A 12,931-nucleotide genomic window follows, 5' to 3' on the forward strand; every position below is an offset into this window, starting at 1 on the left:
GGTCCGATCACTAAATGCCGGTAGATTCCGGTCGCATTTCAGGCACATTCGTAATTTAATGCACCAGGGCTGATAATCCCCCGCCCATTTCATTTGATGATCTGACCGCGATATTTATTTTTACGACTATGGCAACGCAAGTAGACTTACTCAAAGTACGGGAATACGGCAATGTTGAATTCCTGGCCCGGCAACTGGTCGAAGGTTTTATTACGGGTTTACACAAGTCGCCGTTTCACGGTTTCTCGGTCGAGTTTGCCGAACACCGGCTTTATAATACCGGCGAAAGTACCCGCTACATTGACTGGAAGGTTTTTGCCAAGTCGGAACGCTTGTTTGTCAAACGGTTTGAAGAAGAAACCAACCTGCGCTGCCACTTGCTGCTGGATACCTCCTCAACCATGTATTACCCCGAACCGGGTTACGGGAAAATCACATTCAGCATTCTGGCCGCTGCCTGTATAGCCTATCTGTTGCAACGGCAGAAAGATGCCGTCAGCCTGACAACGTTTGCGGAAGGCATCGACATTCAGACGCAGACCAAGTCAACACCGTCGCACGTTCATAAGATTTTTCAGCAGCTCAATACCTTGCTGCAACAACCCGCTCCGTTGCGGAAAACGTCGGCGGCTGAAGTGATTCACCAACTGGCCGAAAAAATTAATAAGCGGTCGCTGGTGATTATTTTCAGCGATATGTTTGAAAACGTGTCGGAAGTGGATCATCTGTTTTCGGCGCTTCAGCACCTGCGGCATAACCTGCACGAAGTATTGATCTTCCACGTTACGGACAAAAAAACCGAAGAGGAGTTTGCGTTTGAAGAACGACCTTACGAATTCATCGATCTCGAAACGGGCGAAAAAGTGAAGGTGCAGCCCAATCAGGTGCGCGATAGTTACCAACAGGCCATCCGGACTTTCTACCAGGACCTGAAACTTCGCTGCGGGCAATACCGGATCGATTTCATCGAAGCCGATATTGCCAAAGGGTTCGACCAGATTCTGACGAACTACCTGGTAAAGCGGACGAAGTTGAAGTGAGCCGTTTAAAGTAGAACGTTTGAGGCTTAACAAACGAGCAATTGACTTATACTTTAAACCATTTTACTTTCCTTTCACACTGGCCTTCGCATCTTTCATCGTGGCGGTTTTAGGAGCAGCTTTTGCTTTTTGCTGTTGCAGGAAGTTAAAGTATCCTTCCAGGTCTTCGACGGGCAGCCGCCGGGCCAGAATTTTCTTGTCTTTGTCGAGAACGTAAACCGTGGGCGTGGAATACACATCATACTGCTTTTTGTAATCGACGGGCGCGCTGGGACCGTAGACGTTCAAGAGGTTTTGAAGCTTAAACTCCCGGATAAATTTCTTCCAGATTGCTTCGGTTTTGCCGATGGCCACGGCGTAAATCTGCACCCCTTTGGCTTTATTGGCTTCGTAAAATTTCCGCAGCGAAGGGGCCGACTCACGGCAGTGCCCACACTCGGGATCGTAAAAAAACGCAATTGTGTACTCCGCCTTGACGTCGTGCAGGGCTTTCCGGCGACCAAGGGTGTCCTGCAAGCTGACGTTCGGCAGTGTTTTACCGGCCAGCAACGGTTTCAGAATGGCTACCCGTTCGCGCATGCTGGTGAGGGTCGACGGGTCACTGACGGGCATCACGCCGGTCAACCAGTATTTTTCGGCCATGTGGATGAACAAACCATCGGTGTTCAGCACCTTCTTCTGTTCTTCGTATTGATTGGTGATGTACCAGATCGTGTATTGTAAAATTTCTTTGTTGGCTTTGGCTTTATTGACTAAATAATCGGCCGCAGGAATGAGCGAGTCAACCGTCTGCACCGTCAATTCTTTGATGTATCGATCGATCTTGCTTTGCAGAAATTGCGTCCGCAATAAGCGATCATCCGAAAAGTCAAACCCGTCGAAGTAGTGATTTCGGTAATAATTAAAGACCCAGTTGGAGTCCGGACGCCCGTTAGGGAGCTTGGGAGCTTCCGGAATTTCGGGTTCTTCGGCCGCTTTGAATAACTTCACCGTCAACGTATTAGCGTGTTGGCTCATGAAGTCTTTGCGATAGGTTTCTACTTCTTTTTTCATGGCGGCTAGCTGAGCCGCCGAGCCACCCTGTTTTTGCAAAGCACCGATTTCTCCGTACTTTTTGCTCATCAATTTCTGGTAACCGTAAAAAAGCTCATTTTCGCGGGAGCCCGTTACTTTCATGGACTCAATGACGTTGGCCGTATCGGCTTCAATGGAAAACCGTTGTTCGCCGATGACCAGCTGGAGCACTGGCTTGCCGTCGACCACAATCATGTAAAGACCGCCGGGTAGCTCTTTGTCACCATCAAATACCAATCGCCCGTTGGCATCGGCGGTGGCCGTATCGCGGGGAATAAACTGGGTTTGACCGTAGAAGTGAGCCAGGTAAGCGGTTTTATTCGCCAGACCTTTTACGTTGGCCGTAACGTGATGACCTTGTGACGATTGCGCCAGCAGGAGCGGGGCCGAGAATAGCAGCAAAAAAGCCGTAAAACAAAACCGTCGATTCATGAATAAAGCGGTTGGTTGACCAGAGTTGGGCATACAAAGATACTATTTATAACGATTGAGGGCTTGGCCTTCGCATGTACGATGTTCTACTTTCTTTCCAAAGCACTTACATTTCTGATCAAGCCGATGGGGTTGCTGACCATGGCCTTGCTGATAGCCTTATTCACCAAAAACCGTGCCTACCAGCGGAAAGCCCTCATAGCCGCCGTTGGATTGTTGTTGATTACCGGCAATGGTTTTATTACCAATGAATTATCGTTACTCTGGGAAGTCCGGCCTACGGCACTGCCGGTTTCAACAAATCCGCGGGTAGGCGTGGTGCTGACGGGCGGCATGGTGAAGGTCAACGCGGACCCCCGCGACCGCATTTACCTGGGGAGCGAGTCGGATCGGCTGGGTCAGGCGCTGTTGCTGTACAAGTCCGGCCAGATTCAGAAAATCCTGATCAGTGGCGGAATTGGCGGTATTATTAAGCAGGACATCGCCGATGAAGGCCAGCTGGCCCGTCAGTTTCTGCTGATTGCGGGCGTTCCGGCGCAGGATGTCTGGCTGGAAAACCGCTCGCGGAATACCTACGAAAATGCACTCTTTTCGGCCCCGGTGCTCCGGCAGCGGTTTAAAGGGTACGAAAATGTATTGATTACATCAGCCTGGCACATGCGCCGGGCCATCGGTTGTTTTCAAAAGCAGAACATCACCGTGACGCCTTATCCGGTTGCTGTGATGGGAGGACGGCGCGAGTTTTCACCCGCTAACCTGTTTCTGCCCTCCGAAAAAGCCATGAGCGACTTTTACTGGCTTGTGCACGAGTTAGTCGGCTTCACGGCTTATTGGATAACGGATTACCTGTAGAATCAGACACTAAGAATCCGGACCATTCGCAACAAATCTTCGTTGATTGGCTTCGGTAGTTTGATGGTATCGATAAACGGCGTGTAAACCAGTTCGTTGTTGACAATCCCGGCCATTACGTTCTTCTGGCCTTCCATCAAACCTTCGAGGGCACCCAGTCCCAGGCGGCTGGCCAGAATCCGGTCGTAGGCCGTTGGTACGCCCCCGCGTTGGATGTGGCCCAGCGTCGTTACCCGCATGTCGATGGCAACGCCAACTTGCTCCCGAATTTGCTCGGCCAGCACCACGGCATTGCCTTCCACATCACCTTCGGCAACAATAATAATGGACGATGATTTGGAACGGCTCCAGCCCTGTTTCAGCGTTTCGACTACTTCCGGGATGGGGGTCAGCACTTCCGGTACCATTACCAGTTCCGCACCACCCGCAATCCCCGACTGAATGGCAATATAGCCGGAATCGCGACCCATTACCTCAATAAAGAAAACCCGGTCGTGCGAATCCGCCGTATCCCGAATTTTGTCGATGGCTTCCAGCGCGGTATTGACGGCGGTATCATAACCAATGGTATAATCGGTTCCGTACAGATCGTTGTCAATCGTTCCCGGAGCCCCGACAGTCGGAATCTGATATTCTTCAAAAAACTTCAATGCACCCGTAAAAGTCCCGTTTCCGCCGATGGCAATCAGCCCTTCAATGCCGTGATTTTGCAATTGATCGTAAGCTTTTTTGCGGCCTTCAGGGGTCATGAACTCTTTGCTGCGGGCTGACTTCAGGATGGTCCCCCCCCGTTGCACAATGTTGCTGACCGAGTGGGACGTCATGGGGAATATATCGCCGTTAATCATTCCGTTGTACCCCCGACGGATGCCGAACACTTCGACGCCGTGGTAAACTGCTCCCCTAACAACCGCCCGAATACAGGCATTCATGCCGGGAGCGTCACCGCCGGAAGTAAAAACAGCTACGCGCTTCATGATAAAAGTCTATTTTAAATTTTCAATGTGCAAAAAAACAATCTTTCGTCTTTCGCTTGCGAACCGCAAATTTATTTTCATTTTCGAACAAACCGACAAATGTGCCCAATGAAAAACGAATTTAATGCAGACGTAAAGCAGAAAAATACGTCATAGTAAAAAATCATTAAGAATAAATAACCATTTAACTGGTTGATTCTTAATAGGTAGTTAACGACGGATTGGTGGTTTTCGCTGCCGCTGCAACTTTCTCTTGACAATCGGATAAATAGCATACGTTAATTTAACCGACGCGATCCCAATGCCTGCTCCGGTCAGCACATCGGCCCAATGGTGTTTATTATTGGCCACGCGCAGCACGCCCGTCGCCGTCGCCATGGCGTATCCGGCAATACTAATCCAGGGGCTTTTGTGTTTGTAAGCCTGATGGAGCAGTTCGGCCCCCGTAAACGCCACCGCCGTATGCCCCGACGGGAACGAACGACGGTCTGAGCCATCCGGGCGCGTGGACTGAACCGTCCGTTTGAGCCCTTCTGTCACTACCCCCATGACGCCATTCGATACCACGGTCACGATTAGTTCATCACCCAGACTGACGGCGGGTTTTACCCCCGCTAGGTGCAGACCCACGCGCATCGCATACGGCCCGAACCGCAGGTAATCATCGGCTGCACTAACGTGGCCCGTCGACTGGAAGGGCTCGCGGGTGGGGTGACCGAGCAAAGCCGTTCCTCCGCCCATCAATGCCGCCGGAACGATAAATGTTTTTAGCGGATATCGTCGCTCGGTTGGGATGGAATCGCCCGGCGTCTGCGCCACTAACCGAAACGCCGTGAACCAGAGTAAGAACAATAACCGTATGCGTTGTGTCATGGTGCAGAAAGTTTAAACGGTTAAAACCGTTCGGTTCACAGGGGAGCATGTAATCTCCGATAATTCCACGGATTTAGCCGTGGGGGCTGTTGTTATCTTATTTAAAAAAACGAAACCGTACCGCCCGGGCCACAATTCGGACGTGATTCCACAAGGCCGTTGCCGTTCCAAAATGGGTTGCCAATACGTTAAACCGGTCGGCCAGCGATTCCCGGTGGCGTTGAACCGACAAACCCCCAACCAGGTATTTACACAAGACAAAATCGAGCCAAACTACTTTCCGGGCGGCTTTCAGGCAGCGAATTTCCCAATCGATGTCCGCACTGAGGTTGTCGACCCGGAAGGGGGGGACGATACTCCGCCGGGCAATAAACGCCTGATGGCACACCTTCATGCCCATCGCCATGTCGTGCCAGGTGAGGTTATGGGGCAAGGTGTGGGGCGTAATCACGGAACGCAGCCCCAGCGGTTTTTCGGATTCGTCGACGAACAGGGCGTCGCTGTAATAAACATCGGCAGGGTTGGTCCGAATCTGGTTCAGCAAGTTGGAAACTGTCGTTGGGTCGTAAATTTCGTCCCCGGCGTTCATGAACCACACGTAGTCGCCCTTGGCCAGTTGCTGCCCCTTGTTCATGGCGTCGTACAAACCGCGGTCCGGCTCCGAAATCCAGTGGCTGACGTGTTTCTCGTACTTCCGCACGATGTCCAGTGTCCCGTCTTTCGAGTTGCCGTCGATGATCAGATATTCCACTTCGTGACCCGATTGATTGGCGAGCAGGCTCCGGATCGTGCGTTCCAGAAACCGTTCGGCGTTGTAGGTGACAGTGATGATCGAGAGTATGGGCATGGGTGCGTGGCGGCAATTTGCAAAAAAACGGTAATTTTACGTGCTAACCAACGGCTGAATGGAAACGAATTCAACAACTTCGTCGGCGCTTCAGGACGCATACCGGTCGCAATACGCTGATGCTGACCGGACCTGGCGGAATATGGGCGCGCGAATGAAAGCCGAAACCATTCGTCGCCTGTGCCACTCCTACAACTTCCCGAAGATGCTGGACGTAGGCTCCGGCGACGGTGCGGTGTTGCAGCAGCTCGATCAGGCGCGGTTTTGCCCGGCCATGCATTCACTGGAAATCTCCGAAAGCGGGGCTAATCGAATCCGGGAGCGGGGCCTGACGTCGTTGCAGAACGTGCAGCTTTTCGATGGTTACAAAATACCGTACGGTGCCAGGGAATTTCCGCTGGCAACCTGCTCGCACGTCATCGAACACGTTGAACATCCGCGGCTGCTGCTGCGCGAAATCGCCCGGGTTTCGGAGTATCAGTTTTTCGAAGTGCCGATTGACTTCAGCTTTTTCGTTGACCGGAAAACCGATCATTTTCTGTCGTACGGCCACATCAACATTTTCACGCCCTCGCTCTTTAAATTTCTGCTCAAATCCGAGGGGTTCGAAATTCTGGCGGAACACAGCGTTTTTTACGACACAGCCGCCATCCGGCATTCGGCACCAAACACACTGGCATTCTGGGCCATCTGGCTCAAAACGCAGGTTTTGAAATCCGTGCCGACGCTGCGGAAAATCAAACCGAGCGCCTTTGCGGTTTTGTGCCGGAAAAAAAGCGACATCACGATTTTCTAACCTGCTCGTATAAGGCAATGTAGCGCCGGGCGACGACGGTTTCGTCGTAGTTTGTCACCACATGCTGACGGGCATTCGTTGCCAGTTGTTGATAAGCCGTTTGGGGTTGCTCCAGAATCCACCGCATCCCGTTTGCCAGATCCTCCACCGACCGGTATTGGACGAGGTAGCCATTCTGCTGGTGACGCACCATTTCCGGAATACCGCCCACCTCAAAACCGACCACTGGCGTTCCGCAGGCCATCGACTCCATGATGGTGTTCGGCAGGTTTTCTTCCAGCGACGGGATCACAAACAGGTCGGCGGCACTGTAAGCGGCCACGATTTGCCGCAGGTTGCTCAGTGATCCCAGGAAATGATACCGGAACGGCAGCTCCTGCAACAAACTTTCATCACCACCACCGAAGATCAGCAATTCGACCTCCTTAGGCTGGGCCAGTTGTTGCTGCAACAGGGCCAGGGCTTGCTGAAAGTAGGCAAAACCTTTGCCCAGCGCCGAGACTTTAGCGGCCGCAAATAAAATCAATCGTTTGTCTATCGAAACCTTCAACTCCTGCCGGGCTGCGGTTTTTTCCAGTGGCGAAAAGAACTGGGTATCGAGTGGATTGGGAATGGACTGGACCGCCAGTTTCCCGAACAGGCTGCTTTGCCGGGCGCGATTGGCCAGCCACTGACTGCAACCCACGGGCGTCAGCCGGGCGTTGTCGTAGGCGCGTTGTTTTCGGAGCCAGTCGCCGTGAGAAAGGTCGTCTGAGGATGGTTTTCGCAGGAACGGGCAGTTGCCGCACTGCTGCTGATACCGTTCGCAGGTGCCGCTGTGGTGACAGCCGCCGGTGAACGACCACATGTCGTGCAGGGTCCAGACCACCGGTTTTTTCAGCGCAAACAGCCTGCCCAGCGACCGGGTTGATAAAAAGCCAAAGGTAGTCCAGTGCAGGTGCAGAATGTCGGCCTGTTGAACGAGCGGATGGTCGCTGATATCCGTCCCGATCAGGGCGGGCGAGAAGGCAAACCGTACGGCGCGGCTGCGTTCAAACGGCACAAACGTCAGGCGGTCGAGGGCAAAGCGGGCGGTGGCCCAGCGTTTCTGCCACCCCGACCGGGCCAGCGAAACCACCGACGGTTCCTCCACCGACGTTTCGGCCACCAGCATCTGCGACGAAAAACCCGCCCGGTTCAGGGCCTGATTGAGTCGGTTGGCGGCAATGGCCGCTCCGCCCGCCCGGTGGTAGGTGCTCAGGTGAAGAACTCTCATTTGGTGGCCGTCAGAACGATGTAAGGCGAAAACGCTTTGGTTTCCACCGGAACCAGCTTGAAAAACACCTTGAGCGGTAACCAGAGTACTTTCCGTAGCATGCGGCCCAACAGCGGCTTTTCGTGTTCCCGTTCCAGCCAGAGCATAAACCTTCCGTCGTAATAAACTCGGATGTTTTTCAGCCCCAGTCGCTCAGCCGCTTTTCGCAGCCGGTCGAGGTCCATCGACTGGATGTTGTGTTTGGCGTAATTTTCCGGGTCAAAGGTTTTCTGAAACCAGCCATTCAGCCCGCGGAAGTTGGGCAGCGTAATGAGCAGCGTACCGCCGGGATTCAGCGATTCAACGTGCTTCTCGATGATGTTTTCCGTATCGTCGAAGTGCTCAATCAGGCCGTTCGACATCACTAGGTCAAATCCTTGCCGGGGGGTATACTGAAACAAATCGGTTTCGATCACGCCCACCGAGCCTTCCGGCAACCCGTTGGCCCGTTCCAGATCGTGCAGAATTTTTGGGTGCACCACGTAATCGAGCAGCGTGGCGTCGGTGTTCAGGTGCTTTTTCATCCAGACCGAATAATACCCCGGAAAACCGCCCAGTTCCAGCGCCGAACGGGTGGTGTGGATCGCTACCAGTTGCCGAATGAGTGGTAAGAAAGGATATTTGTTCGGTACCTTAAAAATCAACCCTTCTTTCGATTCCCAGTAATTAAGCCAGAATGTGCGGTCGGTTAGTGTCAAAGCCGTAGTGAATAAAGGCGCGGGCAGTGGTCCCGCATCCCGACAAAAATAGTTACTCTCCTACAGAATCGAAACCGACGACCGCTAAACTCATTGGCAACCCCCTTTTGGTGTGGTGGCTAGATGCCGTATTTGTACCAGTTGATCGCCTGGCGGATCAGGCTGGGGCGGAAGTATTGTTTCAGGTTGCGGACCATTTCCGGCTCGGGTTGCACGTCTGCCGTTAGCTGAATTTTCCCTTCGTGCAGCGCCGTGTTGTGGTGGCGGCTGAACCGCCCGAAGTTGGTTCCGGCGTCGTAGCCGATGTGCTCCACTTTCGACCGGATGGGGTAGAGGCAGTACCGTTTCTGCTTGAAATGCGTGTAACTCCAGCGAATGGCCCACGAACTGATCAAACCCTTCTGCTGCTTTTCGAACATCGGAATCAGGTCGCTGCCGCTGGCCGAAAAAGCCCGGCGCGCTTCCGGATTGCGGATGAACTCGGCGTAGTCGGGTACTGACCAGTCGGCCAGCTCCCAGCGGTCTTTCCAGGTCGACCAGCCCAGCGACGACGCGCGGGGCAGCAGCAGAACGTCTTTGGAATAGGTAGACGGAATCGTGAACGGATACAGATACCCGGAAATTGAAAAAACCAGCGGGTGATTTTCGTAAAAATCTAAAGCCGCATTTTGGAATTCGAGAAAATCCGTCGTGCAGCTGATGTCGTCTTCCATGATGATGACCCGTCCGTGCTGCGCAATCACCTCCGACACCCCCCGGATGATGGAATTGGCCAGACCCTGATTGGTTTCAGCGGCTTTGATGCGAACGTCCGCAAACCCTTCGATGGTGGGCAGGTAATCCCGGACTTTCTGCACCCGTTCGGCATCTTCTCGGGCGGTGTTCGTCTTGGGGCCGTCCGAAAAAACGTACAGGATGCTGTCTTTGGCCAACGGGTTAGCCGCTAAATACTGAATGGTTTCGCGCAGGTGATCAACGCGGTTATAACAGAACAAAACAATGGGAGCGAGCGTCATTTTCAATTGCGGGTATCCAGTTTACGCCCAGTGCCAATGGACCGGGCCGTCGGTACGGAGGTGGTGCCGGCTGCTTCAGCGAATGTTGCCCATTGCTGAAACGAAAACCGCCCCGTGTACCTTCTAAACTAATTGCAAGATTACTCAATTATTTGCATCGTCTCTGCTTTCTTTGTGATCAGGATTCCGATCCGCGCCGAAAAAGCAATCGGGCCAACTTGCACAAAAGTGGTATCTTTGCACCGGGCTTACCAGCAAGTGTCCATGAAATCAGTTGATTAGCAACCCGGGCGGCACCACGACGATTAGACTTTATTATGACAACAATCCGCGCTGAAGCGATGCCGGACGACCCGTCTGAGCACTACCGGATTAAACCTCCACTGACCAATCCTCGACGGTATTACCTCATGAAACTGAGGGAGTTGGTGCAGTATGCCAAGACGACTTTTATTGACCCTATGACGAAAACGGGGCGGATCAAACTGGCCGATTACGGCTGCGGTACCAAACCGTACGTCTCGCTTTTTCCGCCCGAACAGGTGCAGTACATCGGCATCGACCTCGACTGGAACCCCCACGCCGATGTTTACATTGGTTCCGACAGCCGGATCAACATGCCCGACGCGCAGGTGGACGTGGTCCTGTCGACGCAGGTGCTCGAACACGTCGAAGATCCGGAAGGCTACTTGCAGGAAGCCTGCCGCATTCTGAAACCAGGCGGTTTGCTGCTGCTGACCACCCACGGCTACTGGATGTATCACCCCGACCCCACCGACTACTGGCGCTGGACCTCGTCGGGTTTGCAGAAGATCGTGGCCCGCAACGGTTTTGAAATTGTTTCGTTCCGGGGCATTATCGGGCGGTCGGCAATGGGGCTGCAACTGTTTCAGGACGGTTTCCTGTTTAAAATACCGCGCTGGCTGTGGCCGCCGTTTGCGCTCGTGATGCAGGCGTCGATCAGTTTATTTGATAAAACGACCTCGCAGGAAACGAAGGACAAGGACGCGTGTACGTATCTGGTCGTTGGGAGGAAACTATGAAGCTCTGCATCGCCTATCCGAATAAAAACAGCTTTTCGGAAACGTTTATTTACAACCATCTTACCCACCTGCAACCGGAACTGACGCTCTCCGGCGGCTGGCGACCGTACCGCACCCAGGACGGCGATACGATCATCCGGATGCCGCTTTCGGAGCCGATTCGGGTGGGGGTGAAGCGCGGAATACCGTTTCTGTATCCGGCTTTTTATACCCATTTCCTGACGCGGTACCTGAAGCAACACCGTCCGGATGTGGTGCTGGCCGAATACGGTCCGACGGGCTGCGCCGTGATGGCTGCTTGCCGGAAGGCCGGGGTGCCGCTGGTCGTGCATTTTCATGGATTCGACGCCGTGGACCAGGAAACCTTGCGGAAATATAGCGAACCGTACCGGCAGCTTTTTGCGCAGGCCAAAGCGGTGGTGGCGGTTTCCAACGACATGGTGGAGCAACTCGTCCAATTGGGTGCCGACCCGGCCAACGTTCACCGGAATCCGTACGGGGTTGAAACGAAACTTTTCTCCGGGGCCGAACCCGAAAAGGCGGAGAAGGTGATTGTGTCGGTCGGGCGGTTTACGGCGAAAAAAGCCCCGCAACTCACCATTCGGGCGTTTGATAAAGTGCTGGACCGCCATCCCGACGCCAAGTTGGTGATGATCGGCACCGGCGAATTGTTCGACGCGTGTAAAAAACTGGTCGACGAGCTGCAACTGAAATACGCCGTTAGTCTGCTGGGCGTAAAACCGGCCGAAGAAATTGCTGAATGGCACCGGAAAGCCCGGCTGTATGCGCAGCATTCGATGGTCAATCCGGTGAACGGTGACTCGGAAGGAACACCCAATACCGTGCTGGAAGCGTCGGCGGCTGGGCTGCCCATCGTCAGCACGCGCCACGCCGGAATCAAGGAAGCCGTTGAGCACGGTGTAACCGGTTTTCTGGTGGAAGAAGGGGATTATCAGGCGATGGCAAACTACATGATGCAGCTGATTGACGATCCGAAACAGGCCGGGGAGCTAGGAAGAAACGCCCGCCAGAAAATGATCCGTGAATACGAAATGAGCGACCGCATCAACGCTCTCAAACACATTTTGGAACTATGACTGTGCTTTCACCACTCACCAATTCCCCGGCGGTTTCGCCCGTTCGGAGTCTGAACGCCCGGACCATCGAACAACGATATCGGGAGCAGTTCGGGATGGATGTCAGCCGGTATTTTGCCGGACTGGATGAGGTGATGATTTACGAATGCAACCAGTCGAAACTGCGGTTTTATTACCCGTTCTCGCTGGCGGGCGATGCGGCTTTTTACGCCGATCTGGGTCAACACTACAAAGGCTACTACAGTCCTTGGAAATGGGAGCATGAGCTGGTTTTTCAACGTATCAAATCGGGCGACAAGGTGCTGGAAATCGGCAGTGGCAACGGTTATTTTTTGAAGCGGCTGCCCGAAAAAGAAGCCGTCGGGCTGGGGCTGGAACTGAACGATGATGCGATTGCGTACGGGAAAAAAATCGGCGTCAATATTATCAATGAAGACTTGAAAATCCACGCGGAGCAACATACCGGGCAGTATGACATAGTCTGTGCGTTTCAGGTGTTCGAGCACGTCAACAACGTCGGCGAGTTTTTCCGGCAGGCGGCTCAGTGCGTCAAACCGGGCGGTTTGTTGGCGATTGGAGTCCCGAATAATGCGTCGTATTACTTCCGCGAAGACCCGTACCACACGCTGAACCTGCCGCCCCACCATACACTGCTCTGGGACCCGACTTCGCTGCGGTATGCTGGGGAGTTGATGGGCCTGAAGTTGGTGGAAACCCGCAACGAACCTGCCACCGTCACCCACCGGAGCCTGGGCTACCGCCTTTGGCTGGAAAAAAAACTGGGCCGGAATTTGCTGACCACGCTGGTGTACAAAAGTACTCGCTTTGTGGCCAAACGTCTGCCCATTATGTCTGACGGCGCAACGGTAGTGGCGATTTATCGTAAGTGAGA

At 53.6% G+C, this 12,931-nt stretch carries 13 protein-coding genes; 6 read left to right on the forward strand and 7 right to left on the reverse strand.

Features of this window, described 5'->3' with window-relative positions:
- Window positions 1-128 precede the first annotated feature (128 nt).
- Complete coding sequence (locus ACYVH9_RS06090; protein WP_460635408.1) at window positions 129-1,040, forward strand: DUF58 domain-containing protein; 912 nt, start codon at window positions 129-131, stop codon at window positions 1,038-1,040.
- 63 nt (window positions 1,041-1,103) lie between these two features.
- On the opposite strand, the gene ACYVH9_RS06095 is transcribed toward ACYVH9_RS06090, so the two are convergent.
- Window positions 1,104-2,546, reverse strand: coding sequence for a redoxin domain-containing protein (locus ACYVH9_RS06095; RefSeq protein ID WP_460635409.1), 1,443 nt, complete (start codon window positions 2,544-2,546; stop codon window positions 1,104-1,106).
- Window positions 2,547-2,627: 81 nt separating this feature from the next.
- On the opposite strand from ACYVH9_RS06095, the gene ACYVH9_RS06100 reads away from it, so the two are divergent.
- Window positions 2,628-3,398 carry a YdcF family protein gene (locus tag ACYVH9_RS06100; protein ID WP_460635410.1) on the forward strand — a complete coding sequence of 257 codons (771 nt, stop codon included), beginning with the start codon at window positions 2,628-2,630 and terminating at the stop codon, window positions 3,396-3,398.
- Window positions 3,399-3,400: 2 nt separating this feature from the next.
- Here ACYVH9_RS06100 and pfkA read toward each other — a convergent pair whose 3' ends face one another.
- The 3 genes from pfkA to ACYVH9_RS06115 form a co-directional block, all read right to left on the reverse strand.
- Window positions 3,401-4,375: a 6-phosphofructokinase gene (gene pfkA, locus ACYVH9_RS06105; protein WP_460635411.1), complete on the reverse strand. Its 975-nt coding sequence runs from the start codon at window positions 4,373-4,375 to the stop codon at window positions 3,401-3,403.
- 210 nt (window positions 4,376-4,585) lie between these two features.
- On the reverse strand, window positions 4,586-5,248 hold the full coding sequence (locus tag ACYVH9_RS06110) for a phosphatase PAP2 family protein (RefSeq protein WP_460635412.1): 663 nt from the start codon (window positions 5,246-5,248) through the stop codon (window positions 4,586-4,588).
- Between the two features lie 97 nt (window positions 5,249-5,345).
- Window positions 5,346-6,095 (reverse strand): glycosyltransferase family 2 protein, encoded by a 750-nt coding sequence (locus tag ACYVH9_RS06115; RefSeq protein ID WP_460635413.1) that lies wholly within the window; start codon window positions 6,093-6,095, stop codon window positions 5,346-5,348.
- Between the two features lie 58 nt (window positions 6,096-6,153).
- On the opposite strand from ACYVH9_RS06115, the gene ACYVH9_RS06120 reads away from it, so the two are divergent.
- On the forward strand, window positions 6,154-6,891 hold the full coding sequence (locus tag ACYVH9_RS06120) for a class I SAM-dependent methyltransferase (protein ID WP_460635414.1): 738 nt from the start codon (window positions 6,154-6,156) through the stop codon (window positions 6,889-6,891).
- On the opposite strand, the gene ACYVH9_RS06125 is transcribed toward ACYVH9_RS06120, so the two are convergent.
- The 3 genes from ACYVH9_RS06125 to ACYVH9_RS06135 form a co-directional block, all read right to left on the reverse strand.
- Window positions 6,878-8,146 carry a glycosyltransferase family 4 protein gene (locus ACYVH9_RS06125; RefSeq protein ID WP_460635415.1) on the reverse strand — a complete coding sequence of 423 codons (1,269 nt, stop codon included), beginning with the start codon at window positions 8,144-8,146 and terminating at the stop codon, window positions 6,878-6,880. The two genes, ACYVH9_RS06120 and ACYVH9_RS06125, sit on opposite strands and share 14 nt — an antisense overlap.
- Window positions 8,143-8,883: a class I SAM-dependent methyltransferase gene (locus tag ACYVH9_RS06130; protein WP_460635416.1), complete on the reverse strand. Its 741-nt coding sequence runs from the start codon at window positions 8,881-8,883 to the stop codon at window positions 8,143-8,145. Before ACYVH9_RS06130 ends, ACYVH9_RS06125 begins: the two co-directional genes overlap by 4 nt.
- Window positions 8,884-9,002: 119 nt before the next feature.
- A complete protein-coding gene (locus tag ACYVH9_RS06135; RefSeq protein WP_460635417.1) occupies window positions 9,003-9,899 on the reverse strand; it encodes a glycosyltransferase in 897 nt (298 codons plus the stop codon).
- A gap of 317 nt (window positions 9,900-10,216) precedes the next feature.
- Here ACYVH9_RS06135 and ACYVH9_RS06140 point away from each other — a divergent pair, with 317 nt between their 5' ends.
- The 3 genes from ACYVH9_RS06140 to ACYVH9_RS06150 are packed head-to-tail and all read left to right on the forward strand — an operon-like array spanning window position 10,217 to window position 12,929.
- Window positions 10,217-10,942, forward strand: a complete 726-nt coding sequence (locus ACYVH9_RS06140) for a class I SAM-dependent methyltransferase (protein WP_111627008.1) — start codon at window positions 10,217-10,219, stop codon at window positions 10,940-10,942.
- A complete protein-coding gene (locus ACYVH9_RS06145; RefSeq protein WP_460635418.1) occupies window positions 10,939-12,039 on the forward strand; it encodes a glycosyltransferase in 1,101 nt (366 codons plus the stop codon). The genes ACYVH9_RS06140 and ACYVH9_RS06145 overlap by 4 nt, the downstream gene beginning before the upstream one ends.
- On the forward strand, window positions 12,036-12,929 hold the full coding sequence (locus tag ACYVH9_RS06150) for a class I SAM-dependent methyltransferase (protein ID WP_460635419.1): 894 nt from the start codon (window positions 12,036-12,038) through the stop codon (window positions 12,927-12,929). The genes ACYVH9_RS06145 and ACYVH9_RS06150 overlap by 4 nt, the downstream gene beginning before the upstream one ends.
- Window positions 12,930-12,931 lie beyond the last annotated feature (2 nt).

The sequence above is a fragment of the Larkinella harenae genome (genome assembly GCF_054780515.1).

Coding starts and splice junctions, on each gene's coding strand:
- ACYVH9_RS06090 (WP_460635408.1), top strand. CDS start 129: ATGGCAACGCAAGTAGACTTACTCAAAGTACGGGAATACGGCAATGTT.
- ACYVH9_RS06115 (WP_460635413.1), bottom strand. CDS start 6,095: ATGCCCATACTCTCGATCATCACTGTCACCTACAACGCCGAACGGTTT.
- ACYVH9_RS06125 (WP_460635415.1), bottom strand. CDS start 8,146: ATGAGAGTTCTTCACCTGAGCACCTACCACCGGGCGGGCGGAGCGGCC.
- ACYVH9_RS06145 (WP_460635418.1), top strand. CDS start 10,939: ATGAAGCTCTGCATCGCCTATCCGAATAAAAACAGCTTTTCGGAAACG.
- ACYVH9_RS06095 (WP_460635409.1), bottom strand. CDS start 2,546: ATGAATCGACGGTTTTGTTTTACGGCTTTTTTGCTGCTATTCTCGGCC.
- pfkA (WP_460635411.1), bottom strand. CDS start 4,375: ATGAAGCGCGTAGCTGTTTTTACTTCCGGCGGTGACGCTCCCGGCATG.
- ACYVH9_RS06150 (WP_460635419.1), top strand. CDS start 12,036: ATGACTGTGCTTTCACCACTCACCAATTCCCCGGCGGTTTCGCCCGTT.
- ACYVH9_RS06140 (WP_111627008.1), top strand. CDS start 10,217: ATGACAACAATCCGCGCTGAAGCGATGCCGGACGACCCGTCTGAGCAC.
- ACYVH9_RS06110 (WP_460635412.1), bottom strand. CDS start 5,248: ATGACACAACGCATACGGTTATTGTTCTTACTCTGGTTCACGGCGTTT.
- ACYVH9_RS06120 (WP_460635414.1), top strand. CDS start 6,154: ATGGAAACGAATTCAACAACTTCGTCGGCGCTTCAGGACGCATACCGG.
- ACYVH9_RS06100 (WP_460635410.1), top strand. CDS start 2,628: ATGTTCTACTTTCTTTCCAAAGCACTTACATTTCTGATCAAGCCGATG.
- ACYVH9_RS06135 (WP_460635417.1), bottom strand. CDS start 9,899: ATGACGCTCGCTCCCATTGTTTTGTTCTGTTATAACCGCGTTGATCAC.